Genomic DNA, 17106 nt, shown 5'->3' with positions numbered 1-17106 from the left:
ATTCTTTTATAATACAGAAGGGGATATATGGATAAACTGTATTATATTTTTGTCTTGGGAGAAGTGAAAATTAGTAGGAAAAAATCGTTGATAGGGATATAATGAAAGAGGAGGTTGCCCATGCTCATATTTCCTTTAGTCAATGATACGAGCCGTAAAATCATTCATATCGATATGGATGCCTTTTTTGCGTCCGTTGAAGAGCGTGACCATCCTGAATTGAAGGGAAAGCCTGTCATTATTGGCCATGATCCCCGTTTGTCTGGCGGAAGAGGAGTGGTGTCGACTTGTAATTACGAAGCCAGAAAATATGGTGTCCATTCGGCTATGAGTTCCAAAGAGGCCTATGAACGGTGTCCTCAGGCAGTTTTCATCCCTGGAAACTACGAGAAGTACCAGGCAGTCGGTCTCCAAGTCAGAGAAATATTTAAACGCTACACCGATCTGATTGAGCCTATGAGCATTGATGAAGCCTATCTGGATGTGACCAACAATAAGCTTGGTCTTCAGTCTGCTGTCAAGGTAGCTCGCTTGATTCAGCATGCTATTTGGAATGAATTGCACCTAACTGCTTCTGCCGGAGTTTCCTACAATAAGTTTCTAGCAAAAATTGCCAGTGATTACCAGAAGCCTCAGGGACTGACCGTCATTTTACCCGAGCAAGCTCAAGACTTTTTAAGTCAGCTGGATGTTGCTAAGTTTCATGGTGTGGGGAAACGGACAGTGGAGCGACTTCATGATTTGGGAATTTATACTGGTGCAGATCTCTTAGAAGTGCCGGAAATGACTCTCATCGATCACTTCGGTCGTTTTGGTTTTGATCTCTATCGAAAGGCTCGGGGGATTCATAATAGTCCGGTTAAGAGCAATCGCATTCGCAAGTCCATTGGGAAGGAACGCACCTATCGAAAATTGCTGGTGGCCGAGGATGATGTGCTAAAAGAATTAACCAACCTATCTGAAAAGGTAGCGAGCAGTTTGGCCAAGCATCAGAAAATTGGTAAGACCTTGGTGCTAAAGATTCGTTATGCCGATTTTACGACCTTGACCAAGAGACGAAGTTTAGAGGAAGCAACTAGAGACCCTGAAGCCATTCAGAGACTGGCCCAGGAGCTCTACCAGAGCCTAGAAAGTAACTCCTTAGGTATTCGCCTTTTAGGGGTGACCCTCACTAATTTTTCTTCCGAGTCTCGGGAAACCCATGAAGGATCTCTAATAGAAGAAACCCCGTAGGTATACTTGACCTACGGGGAATTTTTAGCTAGTTTTTGAAGAACTGTTGAATTTCTTCCTCTGTGAGGCCAATCATGGGATCAATGCTTAAGTAATTGTCCTCTGTTAATCGATAGCCTTGTTGAGAAACTTGGGAAGCAGATGAGTCAGAGTGGTTTTCAACAGAGACGAGCTCCTTTTGGGGCTCTGTTTTTTTTATGGGCTCTTCCAGGTGGACAGGGCTCTGTGAGGCAGAGTCTCTACGTTGAGGAACCCCATCCGAAAAACGCTCAATCAGATAGGTTTTGCGAGCGGTTCCGGTATTCTTTGTCGCAAAGTCAAATGCAGTGTATTCTCCCAGGAGGATGAGTTTGCTTTTCGAACGGGTAATGGCTGTGTAGATCAGATTGCGTTGGAGCATGCGGTGGCTCTGATTGGTCAGAGGAAGGATGACCACAGGAAATTCGCTTCCCTGTGACTTGTGGATGCTCATGGCATAAGCCAGGCGAATCTTGTACCATTCATTGCGGGGGTAGACCAATTCATTGCCATCAAATTGGATGGTGAGTTCATCTTGCTTGGATTCGGTATACTTAGCTGGCAAGAGGTCGGTGATGTAGCCAATATCACCGTTAAAGACATTGCTTTCGGCATCATTGACCAGGTGGATGACCTTGTCACCATTTCGATACTGGCAATCCAGTGTTTGAAAGAATAGAGCACCCGTTTCTAATGGATTGAGGAGCTCTTGCATGAGACTGTTAATCTGGTCAATGCCTGCAGAACCTCGATACATCGGAGCGAGGACCTGGATGTCTCGAGCCGGAATGCCGTTGCGAAGAGCAGCGCTGGTAATTTTTTCAATCATGGGAGCGATGAGCTCACTCGGTGCTTCAAAGTAGGAACGATCAGGTTTTTTCTCTGTGAAATCAGGAGGCAGTTGGCCTTTGCGAATCTGACTGGCCAAAGTGACGATAGTCGAATCTTCACTTTGACGGAAGATGTGTTCCAGTTTGACTTGAGGGATGCTGGGGATCTGTAGGAGATCGGACAAGACTTGCCCAGGACTCACAGAAGGAAGCTGATCGGCATCTCCAACGATTAAGAGTTTGGTATTGGAGGAGATATTGCTGAGAAGCTGATTGGCCAGCCAAGTATCCACCATAGAGAATTCATCGACAATGACAAAATCCGCATCGAGATAATCATCCAAGTGGCTCGTGTCGTCGTCTCCCGTCATTCCTAAGTGACGATGAATGGTGGCGCTCGGAAGACCTGTCAGTTCACTCATTCGACGGGCTGCTCGACCGGTTGGAGCAGCTAAGAGGATTGGTAATTGAGATTTTTTCCGAAGATCCAATTGGTGCAGGCGGGCATAGGTTCCGATAATTCCATTGATAACGGTTGTTTTCCCTGTTCCTGGTCCACCTGTTAGCACGAAGACCTTTTGCTGGATGGCTTCCCGGATAGCCTTCCGTTGGATGGGATCGTAGTGGATATGGAGATCTTCTTCAATGTCATCGATCGTTTGTTCGATTTTTTCTGCTTCGAAAGATTCTTGCTTTCCTTTTTCTAACAGGCGACCGATATGGCTTCGGATCCCTTCTTCTGCAAAGAAGAGGCTGTTGTTGAAAATCTTAGTGTCAATGTTTTGCACCTTGTCTTCTTCGATGAGACTGGCCAATTCTTGGGCGACGCTGGCTGGATCGAGCTCGACTGGACGAGATGCTTCTAAGAGTTGGATGGTGGCTTGGAGCAATTCTTTGGCTTCAACGTAGGTGTCCCCTGTTTCTAAGGAGAGGGTTAAAAGACTATGAACCAGTCCTGCTCGGAAGCGTTCAGGTGCATCACTGGCAATCCCTAATTCTTCTGCTAATTGGTCGGCAATTTTAAAGCCCATTCCTTGAATATCTTCGACCAGTTGATAAGGAGCTGATTCGACGATTTGCAAGGTTTCTTCCTTGTAGAAATCCTGGATTTGGAAGGCTAGTTTATTAGGGATGCCATAGTTAGCAAGTTGGGCGAGGACCCGTTCCGTACCATAGTTGAGCTGTAGTTTTTCGACAAAGGCCTCGCGATTCTTTTTAGAAAGTCCGGAGATAGAGGCCAGTTTTTCAGGTGCTTGCAGAATTTTATCAATGGTATCCTCGCCATAGAGATCCACGATTTTTTGGGCCGTTTTGAGTCCGATCCCTTTAAAATGGTCGCTAGAAAAGTATTTCACCAAGCCTTTGCTAGTGGGTTTGGCTCGTTCATAGCGATTCATTTGCAACTGTTGGCCATATTTCGGATGATGGACCAGTTCTCCCCAGAAGGTATAATCTTCTCCTTCGACGATATCTGCCATCGTTCCAGTGACGATAATGTCAAAGTCATCATAGTCCTCTGCATCTGTATCATTGATATCCAACAATAAGATACGGAAAAAACTACTTTGATTTTCAAAAATGACCCGCTCAATGGTTCCTGAGAAATAGTATTCCATGCAGAGTTTCCTTTTAAGTAATGGTCTGAGAGAGCTTATCTCTCATGAAGATATTGAAAGAGATTGGAACAAGAGTCCCAACCTCATCATGGGTTAATAAGTCTGGAATGGAAGGAGTGGCCAGAGGCGAAGGACGGCTTCCCCTTTGATTTGTTCCTTCTTGAAAGCCCCCACCTGGCGGCTATCTTTTGAAACGATTCGATCATCACCAAGGAGTAGATACTCATCATCCAAGAGCTTTTTCGTGAAGGTCGCACTTCCATCTCTATCAACGGTGAAAGCTTCGGCAATCTGTGCCATTTGGCGGAAGAGTTCTCCATTTTCTTCGAACCCTTTTCCAGAATAGGTTGATTGCAATTTATCTTCTTTAAATTTTTGAATGTAGTCTTTCAAGTAAGGCTCGTCAGTTTCTTTGCCGTTGATATAGAGGACATCGTTTTTGTACTCGATGGTCTCACCAGGGAGTCCAATGACCCGTTTAACGATTTCTTTGGTTTTTCCATTTTCTGTTTCACTAGCGACCACGATATCAAAACGGTCGATAGGCAGTTTATTGATAACGAGAAGGTATTCACTATCTGCCAAGGTCGGATCCATAGAATGGCCATCGACACGGACAGGCGTCCACAGATAAATACGAGAGAGAATAATGCCTCCAATAATGAGGCCGAAGAGCGCCCATTCTTTCAGGAAAGAACGGACTGGATTATTTGATTTTTTTGAACGTTTCATGCTTTATCTTTCTATCAATTTTTTTGCTTTTTCTGTATTTTTAAAATGAAGTTTGGCACTGTAGTCAAGGGCTTGAATGCCATAGGCCTTTAATAGTTGAGCAGCTACCTTGTCTGAGGGCGCACCAGCCCCACTAGGAAGGGTGTAGCCGAGTTCTTGACTCAAATCTTCCAGATTTTGGAGGAAGAGGTCACGGGCAATAATGGAACTCACAGCTACTGCCAAGTATTTTCCTTCGGCCTTCTCTTCTAGGGTGACGACTTGTGGGACCTGATTCGCTTCTGCTTGAACATAGCGATCATAGTTTTTCTTGGTCGTAAAGGCATCGACTACAATCTTTTGAGCTTTTGCCCCTTGTTGCAAGAGCAAAAAAATGGCTTGATTGTGAAGAGCAACCTTGACAGATACCGCATTGTAGCCAGAGGCGATGACCTGATTGTATTTTTTAGGTGTCAGCAGTAAGGCCTGATGCGGGATTTCTTGTTTGAGGATCGGTGCGAGAGCTCGAATTTTTCGATCATCTAAGGTTTTAGAATCCCCAACTCCTAGACTTTTTAAGCGGGCATGTTGCTCCGGGCTGACCAGTGAAGCCACGACGGCAAGCCCTCCAAAGTAAGAACCGTTCCCAACTTCATCCGTTCCGATTAAGGGGAAGTCTTGTCCAGCAAGTGCTTGGTCTATCGGATCTTGTTGGTAACCGAAGAAGGCAGCATAGCGCGTGGCCTGATTACCTTGTAGGACAACCTTTCCTGATGTGTAAATCGAAATGGTTGCACCAGGAGCCTTAAAAAAATATCGGATATATGGATTTTTTGAAGGTAGCAGGTGGTCTTGGTGCTGACCAACAAATGCTTGGATGTCCTCGTTTTGAGGGGACAATGTAATTGTTTCCATAACCCTTATTGTATCATAAAAGCTAGATGAAAGGCCAGAAAAAGACCAGTCAAATTTAGTCTGAAAGAACTTCTTTTAGGCTAGCTTCAATTGCTTGAGGATCAGTTTTTGAAGAGAAGCGGTGGATGACTTGGCCTTGGCGATTGATCAAGAATTTGGCGAAATTCCATTCAATGCGGGAGCCCAAGGGACCACTAGCTTGTTCTTTTAACCATTGGTAGAGGGGGCTGGCTTCTTTCCCATTGACTTTTATTTTTGCGAAACGTGGGAAGCTGGTTCGGTAATGGAGGCTACAAAATTGATTAATCTCCTCCGCACTTCCCGGTGCTTGGCCCATAAATTGATTGCATGGAAAGTCAAGGATTTCAAATCCTTGATCATGGTAGCGCTCATAGAGCTCTTGCAATCCCTGGTATTGAGGAGTCAGACCGCAACCTGTTGCAGTATTGACGATGAGGAGTACTTGGCCTCGGTATGCTTCGAGGGAGAAGGGGCTCCCATCTTGGGCCATTACAGTGAAATCATAGATAGTCATTTTACACGTCCTTTCCTACTTTCTCTATTGTATCACGCTTGAGTCGAAAAAAGTTAAACCGTGGTCCTAGTGCTTCGGTATTTCCTATGGGAAGGGGATTTTCCTACTGACAAGCGGGCTAGATTTTGATATAATATCGTGAGGTGATTTTTATGTCCAGCTTAAATAGATACAAATTTACTTTCGGTAATAAATCGCTGACTCTTACAACTAATCATGATAATCTCTTTATGGAAGAGGTTGAACGGGTCGCGAAAGAAAAATATGAAGCGATTAAAGAACAAATGCCAGCTGCTGATGATGAGACCCTGGCCATTTTACTAGCAATCAATAGTTTGTCAACACAATTGAGTCGTGAGATTGAGTTTGACGATAAGGAAAAAGAATTGGAAGATTTTCGTCGCAAGGCCCTAGATGGCCTAGTCGGTAGATCATCTAATTAAGGGGAGTTGCATGTTTTCAATCCTGATTTTATTCATCCTAGCTTGGAGTTTTTATATTGGGTATTCACGAGGGATTTTGCTTCAAGGATATTATTTTTTAACCATGATTGTGGCCATGTTGGTCGCAGGATCAGGCTATCAGTCCTTGGCAAAAACCATTAGTCTATGGATTCCATTTTCGAGTGCAACACAAGCTTCAAAAAGCTATTTTTATGGTGCAGACCAACTCTTTCACTTAGACAAAGTTTTTTACGCTGGTTTGGCTTACTTCATCTTGTTTGTTTTAGTCTATGCGATAGGTCGAGTGATTGGACTCTTTATTCCCTTGATTCCAACGCCTGAAAAATGGGAGGAGTATCCGTTTCAGATTGCCAGTGGTGTGCTAGCTGTCCTAGTAACCTACTTTGTTCTGCAAATGGGATTCACGATTTTGTCAACCATCCCCATGGCAGCCATTCAAGATCGACTTCATGGAAGTTTCCTCATTCGATTTATGGTGCAGCATAGCCCCCTTACAGCAGGCCTCTTGAAACAACTTTGGGTTGTAAAAATCTTAGGTGCGTAATCACTTCTCATCATGTCTAACAGTTCATGAGAGTTATTATAGAAAGGAAGGGGAGGCTCAAACCAAAATCAGCCTCCTTTTCTGTTGTGGAGAAACATGAATCAAAAAATTCTCGAAACCTTAGAGTTTCAAAAAGTCAAAAACTTAGTAGAGCCCTATTTGCAAACGGAGCAGGGCGAAGTGGAGTTGCAGGAATTAGCCCCACTTACAAAAAAAGAAGCAATTGAAACCGCCTTTCTTGAAATGGCGGATATGGCTCAGATATTTGTGGAGCATCCGCACTTTAGCGTGCCCACCATCCAAGAAATTCGTCCAGTGACCAAGCGTTTAGAACTAGAAACATCGCTCAATATCGATGAATTGTTAGCGGTCAAGAAAGTCCTGCGCGTGACCCATGAATTGCGAAATTTTTATGATGAATTAGAAAATGTCCGCTTGGAAAAACTGGATCGGATATTTGAAAATCTAGTCGACCTTCCACAGTTGCAGGGAAGTCTCCATGCCATTAATGAGGCAGGATTTATTGAAAACTTTGCCAGTGAAACCTTGGCAAAAATTCGTCGACGGATTCAAGAGAATGAACACCAAGTGCGAGACATTTTACAAGAATTGTTGAAGACCAAGTCCGAAATGCTGGCTGATCAGGTCGTAGCGAGTCGGAATGGACGAAATGTCTTGCCAGTCAAAAACACCTACCGCAATCGGATTGCCGGTGTGGTGCACGATATTTCAGCCAGTGGAAATACCGTCTATATCGAACCTCGAGCGGTCGTCAATCTTAATGAAGATATTGCCAACCATCGTGCAGATGAACGCTTCGAGATGCTCCGGATCTTGGAAGAAATTTCAAACCTCCTTCGTCCTCATGCGGGGGAAATCCGAAACAATGCTTGGCTGATCGGTCATATTGACCTCGTTCGGGCCAAACATCGCTTTTTACAGGACCGAAAAGGAACTATTCCAACCTTGTCAGATCAAGGGGAGATTCAGCTCTTGCAGGTTCGCCATCCCTTGATTGAGAAGGCTGTTCCTAATGATATCCACTTTGGCAAAGACCTCACAGAGATTGTGATTACCGGACCGAATACGGGTGGGAAGACCATCATGCTCAAGACCCTGGGACTAGCCCAATTAATGGCCCAGTCGGGCTTGCCAATCCTAGCAGATGCTGGGAGTAAGGTAGCTGTCTTCACGCAAATCTTCTCTGATATCGGGGATGAGCAGTCGATCGAGCAGAGCCTGTCTACCTTCTCCAGTCACATGACCAATATTGTCTCTATTTTGGAGCAGGTCGATGAGGAATCCTTGGTCTTGCTGGATGAGTTGGGAGCTGGAACGGATCCTCAGGAAGGGGCTTCACTGGCGATCGCCATCCTAGAAGATCTCCGCTTACGAGGGATCAAGACCATGGCGACCACCCACTATCCAGAACTTAAGGCCTATGGGATTGAGACACTTGGTGTTCAAAATGCCAGCATGGAATTTGATACGGACAGCCTGCGTCCGACCTATCGGTTTATGCAGGGGGTACCAGGACGTTCCAATGCCTTTGAAATCGCGCGTCGTCTAGGCTTGTCAGAAGTGATTGTTCGTCAAGCGCAGGGGTTGACCAATCAGGATCGGGATGTCAACCGCATCATTGAAAAGTTGGAAGCTCAGACCCTAGAAAGTCGCAAACGACTCGAGTCCATCCGAGATGTTGAACAGGAAAATCTGAAATTCAACCGCGTCCTCAAGAAATTGTACAATGAGTTGACCCGAGAGCGGGAAACAGAGCTCAACAAGGCGCGTAAAGAAGCGCAAGAAATTGTGGATCTTGCTCTAGCAGAAAGCGATCAGATTTTGCAAGGTCTTCATGCCAAATCGCAACTCAAGCCCCATGAAATTATTGAAGCCAAGTCTCAGTTGAAAAAATTGGCCCCAGAAACAGTCGATCTATCGAAAAACAAGGTCTTGAAACAGGCTAAGAAAGCCCGTGCTCCAAAAGTCGGAGACGAGATCTTGGTCATCAGCTATGGACAAAGAGGAAGTCTTACCAAGCAGCTCAAGGATGGTCGTTGGGAAGCCCAAGTGGGACTGATCAAGATGACCTTGGAAGAAAAAGAATTTAATCTGTTGAAAGCTGAAAAAGATGCTTCTCGACCGAAAAAACGCCAGGTCCACGTAGTCAAACGTTCCAATGCCAATGGACCTCGGGCTCGCTTGGACCTTCGTGGCAAACGGTATGAGGAAGCCATGGAAGAATTGGACAGCTTTATCGACCAAGCCCTTCTCAATAATATGGCCCAAGTCGATATCATCCACGGTATCGGAACTGGGGTCATCCGGGAAGGAGTTACCAAGTACCTCCGTCGCAATAAGCATGTCAAAAGCTTCGAGTACGCTCCTCAAAATGCAGGAGGAAGCGGAGCGACAATTGTGACCTTTAAATAAGCAAAGAGTCAGTCGTGCCTTTTAATCAGGCACGCTTTTTGCTATAATACAGTCAGTTTAAACGGAAAGAAGGAAAGCATATGACCCCTAATCGTTCGTCCGATTCTTGTACTACCATACTTGTCGGAAAAGATGCCAGTTATGATGGTTCAACCATTGTAGCTCGCACGGAAGACTCTCAAAACGGAGTGTTTACTCCTAAGAAATTTATCGTTGTTCAGCCAGAGGATCAACCCCGTCATTATCGGTCGGTCCTATCTCCTTTTGAGATAGACCTGCCAGATAACCCTGTTCGTTACACAGCTGTTCCAGATGCCATTCCAAAAGATGGTATCTGGGGAGAAGCGGGGATCAATCGGTACAATGTGGCTATGAGTGAGACAGAGACCATTACGACCAATAGCCGAGTCTTGGGGGCGGACCCTCTGGTGGAAAGTGGAATTGGGGAGGAAGACATGCTGACCTTGGTCCTTCCTTATGTCCAGACTGCCCGAGAAGGAGTGCTTCGCTTGGGGAAAATCCTAGAAGAATACGGAACCTATGAGTCTAACGGAGTAGCTATCAGCGATGTCAATGAGATCTGGTGGTTGGAAACCATCGGTGGTCATCACTGGATGGCCCGCCGTGTGCCAGACGATGCCTATGTGACCAATCCCAATCAATTGGGAAGTGATCGCTTTGAGTTTGATCGCCCGGAAGAGTTTTTATGTGACCCAGACTTGAAAGATTTTGTGGAACGCCATCACCTGGCCTTGGATTTTGACGGTTCGTCTTTTAACCCTCGTTATGCTTTTGGGAGCCAACGAGATAAGGACCGCCATTACAACACGCCACGGGCTTGGGATATTCAACGATTCCTCAACCCAGAAGTGGAGCAAGATCCTCGTTCCTTCTTCCTTCCTTGGTGTCAAAAACCTTACCGCAAGATTACGATTGAAGATGTCAAATATGTCCTCAGCAGTCACTACCAGGATTCAGCCTATGATCCTTACGCTTTAGAAGGGGATAGTCATAGTCGTCGGACCTTCCGTACCATTGGCATTAACCGGACCAGCCAGACGGCCATTCTCCAGTTGCGGCCGAATCGTCCTCAAGAGACAACCGGGATTCAATGGCTTTGCTATGGGTCAATGCCTTTCAATACGGCCGTTCCTTTCTTTACCCAGGTCGATACGACACCGGATTATTTTGCCAATACGACAGAAAAAGTGACGACAGATTCCTTCTATTGGACCAATCGAATCATTGCTGGTCTGGCAGATGCCCACTATAGTCATCATGTTGGAGATTTAGAAGATTACCAAGAAAGCACTATGGCCCTTGGGCATGCCCGGATTGGACGAGTGGATCAAGCCTTGGCAGCAGGACAAACCGTTGATTTCGAAAGAGAAAATCAGGAAATGAGTGATCAGATTCAAGAAGCGACGGATTGCTTATTGGATAAGGTCTTGTTGGATGCTAGTAACCTGATGACCAACCATTTCTCTTTGAGTGACTAGTTGGACCAAGTTGTACTATTTCATGATAGTTTCTGAAAATATTGATTTTCTTTTCAAATTATGCTAAAATAGAACAAATTGAACATCATACCGGATGAAGTTTTTCAGAAGTAGGGCCTTCCTATGACTGTGAAATGGACGGAACTCTGGAGAGACCGTAAAGGCACCGAAGGGGCAAGGTAGAGCATTCTACTCAAACTCTCAGGTAAAAGGACAGAGCAAAAGATAGAAGCCTTTTTGGTTTTTATTTGGAGCACCAGAGTACATGTTTTGACATGTGCTCTTTCTTTTTCTCTTTGGATGATTGCTTGGATGATGTGGAGGAAGTGGATGGCTATCCCTTTCTAAAGCTAGACAAATGATAAAAGGAGAAATAGATAAGGATGACAAATTGGTTGGCGTTTTTTAAACAAGTAGATAATGTGGTCTGGGGGGCTCCCCTTTTGATCCTCTTGGTGGGGACTGGGATTTATCTGAGCTTACGCTTGGGCTTGCTTCAAGTTTTTCGTTTACCCCAAGCCTTTCGGCTCATTTTTACAGAAGATCAAGGAGAAGGGGATATCTCTAGCTTCGGAGCCTTGGCAACAGCCTTGGCGGCGACAGTTGGGACAGGAAATATTGTCGGAGTAGCGACAGCGATTCAGACAGGTGGCCCAGGTGCCCTCTTTTGGATGTGGATGGCAGCCTTCTTTGGAATGGCGACCAAGTATGCAGAAGGTTTGTTGGCCATTCGCTACCGAACCAAGGATGACAATGGTCACATTTCTGGTGGTCCGATGTACTACATTCTTCACGGGATGGGAGAGAAGTGGCGTCCCCTTGCCATCTTCTTTGCCCTAGCAGGTGTCTTGGTGGCTCTCTTTGGGATTGGAACCATGACCCAGGTGAATGCCATTACGGGCGCTTTGAAGACTAGTTTTCAACTTTCTCCTCAAGTCGCTAGTCTGGTCATTGCAGGAATTGTATCGGCTGTCATATTTGGGGGAATTCATTGGATTTCCAAGGTTTCAGAAAAGGTGGTTCCTTTTATGGCTGCAGCCTATATCTTTGCGACAGTTTATATTATTGTCTTGAATATGGACCAAGTGCCGACCGTTCTATCCCAAGTTTTCCAAGGTGCTTTTACAAGAACCGCGGCTATCGGTGGTTTTTCTGGAGCCTTGGTGAAAGAGGCAGTTCAAAAAGGGGTGGCGCGTGGAGTTTTCTCCAATGAGTCAGGACTGGGATCTGCGCCGATTGCAGCAGCCGCAGCGAAGACGGAAGAGCCAGTGGAGCAAGGTTTGATTTCTATGACTGGGACCTTCATCGATACCATTATTATTTGTAGCCTAACTGGTCTAGCTATTTTAGTATCTGGCCAGTGGACAACAGTGGGGCAAGTTGGGAGTGATTTGACCCAACAGGTCTTTATTTCGACCTTTGGCCACATCGGTGGGATCATTCTGACCCTTTGTTTGGTCCTGTTTGCGACGACGACCATTTTGGGTTGGTCTTATTATGGTGAACGCTGTGTCGAATTTTTGGCGGGTGTCAAACTCATTCCCTATTACCGTCTTCTGTTTATCCTGATGGTGGGGGTAGGAGGCTTTCTTCAGTTGGAGTTAGTCTGGATCATTGCCGATATTGTGAATGGACTGATGGCCTTGCCGAATCTCATCGCCTTGTTAGCCTTATCGCCTATTGTTCTAAAGGAAAGCAAACGATATTTTAAGAAAAAGAAATAGACCAAATCGTGTGATCTGGTCTTTCTGTCTTAATAGCGTTTTTCTTTGGGCCAATCTTTCATTTCAGAAATGGCTGTAAAGAGGACGTCTGTTGATGAGTTGAGGGCTGTTTCACAAGAATCTTGGATAACGCCGATAATGAAGCCTACACTAACCACTTGCATAGCGATATCATTGTCGATACCAAAGAGGCTGCAGGCGACAGGAATCAAGAGGAGGGAACCACCAGCTACTCCAGAAGCCCCACAGGCTGAAACAGCTGCAACGATACTGAGGACCAGGGCAGTCCCAAAATCGACTTGAATGCCTAAGGTGTTGACAGCAGCTAGGGTCAAGGTATTAATGGTAACGGCAGCTCCGGCCATATTAATAGTAGATCCCAGAGGGATAGAGACCGAGTAAGTATCAGGGTTGAGACCTAGTTCCTTACAGAGCTTCATATTGACAGGGATGTTAGCAGCAGAGCTTCTAGTAAAGAAGGCAGTCAGTCCACTGACTCGTAGACATTTGAAGACGAGCGGATAAGGATTTTTGCGAATCATGATGTAGACAAAAATCGGGTTGATGACTAGAGCGACGAAGAACATGGTGCCAACCAAGAGAAGTAAGAGGAGGCCATAGCTCTTAAGTCCATCAAATCCTTGTCCTGCAATCGTTGTATAGACCAAGCCAAGAATCCCAAATGGCGCAAGGTTAATGATCCATTCGACAATCTTGGAAGTGATATCTGCCAGGGTTTGAAGGAGGTCCTTGCTGTGCTCACTCGCTTCTCTCATAGCAACACCAAAGACGACGGCCCAGGATAGAATCCCGATATAATTGGCCTGAATAAGGGCATTGAGCGGGTTGTCCACGATTTTTAAGAGAAGGTTGCTGATGACTTCCCCTAGTCCATCGGGAGAAGTTCCTTCAGCACTAGTTCCTGTTAAAGAAATGGTAATAGGAAAGAGATAGTTCACCAGGACCGCTACCAAGGCTGCCGCAAAAGTTCCCAGGAGGTAGAGGACAATGACTGATTTCATATTGGTTTGGGTTCCCTTTTGGTGCTGGGAGAGGGCGTTAGCGACAAGGGCGAAGACTAGAAGAGGAGCAATAGCCCGCAAACCTCCTACAAAGATTTCCCCTAATAGACCAATTGCAGATGCTTTAGGAAGTAGCAGAGCTAAAAGGGCTCCAACGAAGATTCCGATTGCAATCCGCTTCATCAGGTTGGTTTTGTTCCAAGTTTGAATGAGTCGTTTGACCATAAGGACCTCCTTTATTGAAAGTTTACCGTCCATTATACGATAGATAAGTCTTAAAATCAAGGTGAGCATAAGAGGAGGTTAGTGGTTCTAAAGGTTAAAATCTGATATAATCAAACCATTAGAAAAAGAGAAGGAGATTGATAGAAGGTATGAAGAATATTTTTTCCCGCTATGTCAGTCAGTTTGATTGGACCAAGATCATGGATGAATTGGTTTCAAAATTGATTTCGTTAGCTGTTTTATTTGTTTTATTTTTTCTTGCAAAAAAACTAATCCATAGTTTGGTGAAACGCATCTTGAAGCCTTCTCTGAATTATGTAGGCCAAGACGAAGCGCGTAAGAATACTATTTTAAGGCTGGTAGAGAGTCTGTTGAATTACTGCCTCTATTTTATCCTGATCTACTGGATTCTTTCTATCTTGGGCTTACCAGTCTCCAGTCTCTTAGCAGGTGCAGGAATTGCCGGAGTTGCCATTGGGTTAGGAGCACAGGGCTTCCTATCAGACTTGGTCAATGGGTTCTTTATTCTTCTGGAACGTCAGATAGACGTCGGAGATACCGTTCGTTTGACCAATGGTCCGATTACCATCGCTGGAACCGTCTCTAGTGTGGGCATTCGGACGACTCAGGTGCGAGACGCAGATGGGACCTTGCATTATGTACCCAATCGCAATATTATGGTTGTCAGCAATCTCTCTCGGGGGAACCAGCGCGTCCTCATCGATATGCCAATTTCAGCTCAAACTGACCTAGACAAGATTTATCAAATCTTCCAGCAAGTCAACGATGAACAAGCCCAAAAGCATCCAGAAATCTTAGATGGTCCGACGATTTTAGGCCCTCAAATCGAAAAGGGGACAGGCCGTTATTCCTTCCGCGTCGCCATGATGGTCCAGTCGGGAAGCCAAGTGGCCATTTACCATCTTTATTACAAACTCTATCATGATGCCCTCTTACAAAATGGCATCGAGATTCCAACCACTTTCTCTGTCACACCCTAACAAAAAAAGACCTATTGGTCTTTTTTCTTATTCTAAAATAAGCATGCCATCTTTGACAGCGAAAGGATCTTTCGGATTGATCCGATCGTAGAACATAACGCCATTGATGTGATCGATTTCGTGTTGGACCACAATGGAGTTGTAGCCTTTGAGTTTGATACGGTGCTTTTCTCCGGTTTTGTCATAGTAGTCTACCGTTACACGTGCGTGACGAACCACATAACCAGGAACGTTGCGGTCTACAGAGAGACACCCTTCCCCATCTCCTAGAGCCGCATCTTGGACTGAGTGGGAGACAATTTTAGGATTGTACATGACTTCTTGGATGGAGTAGGCTTCTTTTGGAGGATTTCCTTCTTCGTCCTCTGGATTTGGGACGAGAACGGCAATGATGCGCTTAGAAATGTCCAACTGAGGGGCAGCGAGTCCAACTCCACCTCGGAGACCCAATTTTTCCGCCATGACAGGATCCTGCGAATGGTGCAAGAACTGCATCATTTTTTCCCCTAGGATGATGTCTTGATCTGACAGTGGGAAAGTGACCTCTTCAGCGATAGCACGTAAAGTTGGGTGGCCTTCGCGGATAATATCATTCATATCAATTAGATGGGCAGCTTTTGTAATGGTTTCGATTGCAGACATGTTCTCATTCACTCCTTTTTTCTAGAAACCATCATATCATAAATCCTTTTAGAATGAAAGTTTGCCAATTGATTGATGGGTGCTAATGGACCAGACGGACCGTAAATTAGAAAAGGAAAGAATCCTAGTCCGGTTCATGGTATAATGATAAGAAGAATGAAGGAGACAAGCATGCGTCTAGATAAATATTTAGTGGACTGTGGAGTGGGAAGCCGAACAGAAGTCAAGCAAGTCCTCAAGCAAAAAAAGATTCAGGTCAATGGAAAGGTGGAAACCTCTGCCAAGGTTCATATTGATCCAGATAAGGATCAAGTGACCTATCTGGGAGAAAGTTTATTCCATGAAGAGTTTGTTTACTATCTGCTCAATAAACCCAAAGGGGTCATTTCAGCAACGGAAGATGACCGCCATCAAACAGTCTTAGATTTGCTAGATGACACGGCCAGACACAAGGAAGTCTTTCCAGTTGGACGATTGGATATTGATACCCATGGTTTACTCCTCTTGACCAATAATGGTAAGCTGGCTCATGCCATGCTATCGCCTAAGAAGCATGTGGACAAGGTCTACCGTGCTCAAGTAGCTGGAATCATGACCCAGGAAGATATCGACCGCTTCAAAGAAGGAATAGAATTGAAGGATTTCACCACCCTGCCAGCGGAGTTGGAAATATTGGAGGTCGATCAAGAAGCTAATAGTTGCTTGGTTCAGATCCGCATCGCTGAAGGAAAATTCCATCAGGTCAAGCGCATGGTCGCAGCTTGTGGCAAAGAAGTCACCGATCTCGAGCGGATTTCCATGGGGCCCTTGAGCTTGGATCCTAGTCTCGAATTGGGGGAGTGGCGTAGATTGACAGCAGAAGAAATAAAGCTCTTAACTGACTTTCGGGTCAACATATAATGAGAAGTCATTGTAGTCTTGGGTTTGAAGAACTCTGTTGGAAAAAGCAGAAGTGTTTGACAGAAAGATGAAATCTTGGTAGAATGAATAGGTCGAATAGACAACTAACTCTTTCTTGGTAGCAGGCTATGCCAAACCTGCCACTCGGATAGAGCATAAAGAAAAGGAGCTTATCATGGCAATCTCAAAAGAGAAAAAAAATGAAATTATTGCACAATACGCACGTCACGAAGGTGACACTGGTTCAGTAGAAGTACAAGTTGCTGTCCTTACTTGGGAAATCAACCACTTGAACGACCACATCAAACAACACAAAAAAGACCACGCTACTTACCGTGGTTTGATGAAGAAAATCGGTCGCCGTCGTAACTTGTTGGCTTACCTTCGTAAGAACGACGTTAACCGTTACCGTGAGTTGATCAACTCTCTTGGACTTCGTCGTTAATCATGATGCTAAGGGCGCCAAAAATCCGTATGAAAATAGGGAAACGACACAGTGTTCGATGAACACAAGGAGTTTCATCTTTTTCACTAGGATTTTAGCCCGAGCTCAAAACAGCTCTCTGAATTCAGAGGGCTGTTATTTTTTGCCAAGTGCTTAGGCCGTGTTCAATTGAATACAAAAAAGTTAAGTTACTCTATTTGTAGAGTAGCTTTTCTTTTTCACTAGAATTATAGTATAATCTTCGGCTACGGTTCCTAGCATCGTAAGGTAAAATAGACCAGATTTATCTCCCTTCGGGGAGATTTTTTGTTTTCAGAAGAAATCTAGTACAATCTTCGGTTCGTCGCCT

General features: G+C 45.0%; 15 protein-coding genes and 1 riboswitch. Of the genes, 9 read left to right on the top strand and 6 right to left on the bottom strand.

Annotated features, from left to right (window positions below; genetic code table 11):
* Positions 1–120 precede the first annotated feature (120 nt).
* Positions 121–1233 (top strand): DNA polymerase IV, encoded by a 1113-nt coding sequence (gene dinB, locus FJR71_RS06080; protein ID WP_048688406.1) that lies wholly within the window; start codon positions 121–123, stop codon positions 1231–1233.
* A gap of 28 nt (positions 1234–1261) precedes the next feature.
* Here the strand turns inward: dinB and recD2 are convergent, their stop codons facing one another.
* The 4 genes from recD2 to FJR71_RS06060 all read right to left on the bottom strand — a co-directional run bounded on the left by recD2 (position 1262) and on the right by FJR71_RS06060 (position 5858).
* On the bottom strand, positions 1262–3697 hold the full coding sequence (gene recD2, locus FJR71_RS06075; protein WP_140814331.1) for an SF1B family DNA helicase RecD2: 2436 nt from the start codon (positions 3695–3697) through the stop codon (positions 1262–1264).
* A 93-nt stretch (positions 3698–3790) separates the two neighbouring features.
* Positions 3791–4429 carry a signal peptidase I gene (lepB, locus tag FJR71_RS06070; protein ID WP_048688413.1) on the bottom strand — a complete coding sequence of 213 codons (639 nt, stop codon included), beginning with the start codon at positions 4427–4429 and terminating at the stop codon, positions 3791–3793.
* Between the two features lie 3 nt (positions 4430–4432).
* Positions 4433–5323, bottom strand: coding sequence for a ribonuclease HIII (gene rnhC, locus FJR71_RS06065; protein WP_048688416.1), 891 nt, complete (start codon positions 5321–5323; stop codon positions 4433–4435).
* Between the two features lie 55 nt (positions 5324–5378).
* Positions 5379–5858 (bottom strand): glutathione peroxidase, encoded by a 480-nt coding sequence (locus FJR71_RS06060; RefSeq protein WP_048688419.1) that lies wholly within the window; start codon positions 5856–5858, stop codon positions 5379–5381.
* Between the two features lie 152 nt (positions 5859–6010).
* Between FJR71_RS06060 and FJR71_RS06055 the strand changes: the two genes are divergently transcribed.
* From FJR71_RS06055 to FJR71_RS06035, 5 genes are all read left to right on the top strand, one after another.
* Entirely contained in the window at positions 6011–6301 is a 291-nt protein-coding gene (locus FJR71_RS06055) for a cell division protein ZapA (RefSeq protein WP_023024429.1), read from the top strand.
* A 10-nt stretch (positions 6302–6311) separates the two neighbouring features.
* Positions 6312–6866, top strand: a complete 555-nt coding sequence (locus tag FJR71_RS06050; protein ID WP_048688423.1) for a CvpA family protein — start codon at positions 6312–6314, stop codon at positions 6864–6866.
* Positions 6867–6962: 96 nt separating this feature from the next.
* Positions 6963–9299, top strand: coding sequence for an endonuclease MutS2 (locus FJR71_RS06045; protein WP_140814330.1), 2337 nt, complete (start codon positions 6963–6965; stop codon positions 9297–9299).
* 80 nt (positions 9300–9379) lie between these two features.
* Positions 9380–10798 (top strand): C69 family dipeptidase, encoded by a 1419-nt coding sequence (locus FJR71_RS06040; RefSeq protein ID WP_048688430.1) that lies wholly within the window; start codon positions 9380–9382, stop codon positions 10796–10798.
* A gap of 136 nt (positions 10799–10934) precedes the next feature.
* Positions 10935–11025, top strand: a riboswitch (glycine riboswitch).
* Positions 11026–11181: 156 nt separating this feature from the next.
* Complete coding sequence (locus FJR71_RS06035; protein ID WP_125334946.1) at positions 11182–12522, top strand: alanine/glycine:cation symporter family protein; 1341 nt, start codon at positions 11182–11184, stop codon at positions 12520–12522.
* A gap of 29 nt (positions 12523–12551) precedes the next feature.
* On the opposite strand, the gene sstT is transcribed toward FJR71_RS06035, so the two are convergent.
* Positions 12552–13769, bottom strand: a complete 1218-nt coding sequence (gene sstT, locus FJR71_RS06030; protein ID WP_048688436.1) for a serine/threonine transporter SstT — start codon at positions 13767–13769, stop codon at positions 12552–12554.
* A gap of 149 nt (positions 13770–13918) precedes the next feature.
* Between sstT and FJR71_RS06025 the strand changes: the two genes are divergently transcribed.
* Positions 13919–14770, top strand: a complete 852-nt coding sequence (locus FJR71_RS06025) for a mechanosensitive ion channel family protein (protein ID WP_140814329.1) — start codon at positions 13919–13921, stop codon at positions 14768–14770.
* Positions 14771–14797: 27 nt separating this feature from the next.
* Here the strand turns inward: FJR71_RS06025 and def are convergent, their stop codons facing one another.
* Positions 14798–15412, bottom strand: a complete 615-nt coding sequence (gene def / locus FJR71_RS06020) for a peptide deformylase (RefSeq protein WP_048688441.1) — start codon at positions 15410–15412, stop codon at positions 14798–14800.
* A gap of 171 nt (positions 15413–15583) precedes the next feature.
* Between def and FJR71_RS06015 the strand changes: the two genes are divergently transcribed.
* Together FJR71_RS06015 and rpsO are read left to right on the top strand one after the other, a co-directional pair.
* Positions 15584–16312: a pseudouridine synthase gene (locus FJR71_RS06015; protein WP_140814328.1), complete on the top strand. Its 729-nt coding sequence runs from the start codon at positions 15584–15586 to the stop codon at positions 16310–16312.
* A 175-nt stretch (positions 16313–16487) separates the two neighbouring features.
* Positions 16488–16757, top strand: a complete 270-nt coding sequence (rpsO, locus tag FJR71_RS06010; protein ID WP_004193424.1) for a 30S ribosomal protein S15 — start codon at positions 16488–16490, stop codon at positions 16755–16757.
* Positions 16758–17106: the final 349 nt, after the last annotated feature.

Origin of the sequence: Streptococcus xiaochunlingii, assembly GCF_006385805.1 — a bacterium.
In the GTDB taxonomy this organism is placed as follows: Bacteria; Bacillota; Bacilli; order Lactobacillales; family Streptococcaceae; genus Streptococcus; species Streptococcus xiaochunlingii.
This window is presented reverse-complemented; position numbering and strand designations above follow the sequence as displayed.

Coding starts and splice junctions, on each gene's coding strand:
- dinB (WP_048688406.1), top strand. CDS start 121: ATGCTCATATTTCCTTTAGTCAATGATACGAGCCGTAAAATCATTCAT.
- recD2 (WP_140814331.1), bottom strand. CDS start 3,697: ATGGAATACTATTTCTCAGGAACCATTGAGCGGGTCATTTTTGAAAAT.
- lepB (WP_048688413.1), bottom strand. CDS start 4,429: ATGAAACGTTCAAAAAAATCAAATAATCCAGTCCGTTCTTTCCTGAAA.
- rnhC (WP_048688416.1), bottom strand. CDS start 5,323: ATGGAAACAATTACATTGTCCCCTCAAAACGAGGACATCCAAGCATTT.
- FJR71_RS06060 (WP_048688419.1), bottom strand. CDS start 5,858: ATGACTATCTATGATTTCACTGTAATGGCCCAAGATGGGAGCCCCTTC.
- FJR71_RS06055 (WP_023024429.1), top strand. CDS start 6,011: ATGTCCAGCTTAAATAGATACAAATTTACTTTCGGTAATAAATCGCTG.
- FJR71_RS06050 (WP_048688423.1), top strand. CDS start 6,312: ATGTTTTCAATCCTGATTTTATTCATCCTAGCTTGGAGTTTTTATATT.
- FJR71_RS06045 (WP_140814330.1), top strand. CDS start 6,963: ATGAATCAAAAAATTCTCGAAACCTTAGAGTTTCAAAAAGTCAAAAAC.
- FJR71_RS06040 (WP_048688430.1), top strand. CDS start 9,380: ATGACCCCTAATCGTTCGTCCGATTCTTGTACTACCATACTTGTCGGA.
- FJR71_RS06035 (WP_125334946.1), top strand. CDS start 11,182: ATGACAAATTGGTTGGCGTTTTTTAAACAAGTAGATAATGTGGTCTGG.
- sstT (WP_048688436.1), bottom strand. CDS start 13,769: ATGGTCAAACGACTCATTCAAACTTGGAACAAAACCAACCTGATGAAG.
- FJR71_RS06025 (WP_140814329.1), top strand. CDS start 13,919: ATGAAGAATATTTTTTCCCGCTATGTCAGTCAGTTTGATTGGACCAAG.
- def (WP_048688441.1), bottom strand. CDS start 15,412: ATGTCTGCAATCGAAACCATTACAAAAGCTGCCCATCTAATTGATATG.
- FJR71_RS06015 (WP_140814328.1), top strand. CDS start 15,584: ATGCGTCTAGATAAATATTTAGTGGACTGTGGAGTGGGAAGCCGAACA.
- rpsO (WP_004193424.1), top strand. CDS start 16,488: ATGGCAATCTCAAAAGAGAAAAAAAATGAAATTATTGCACAATACGCA.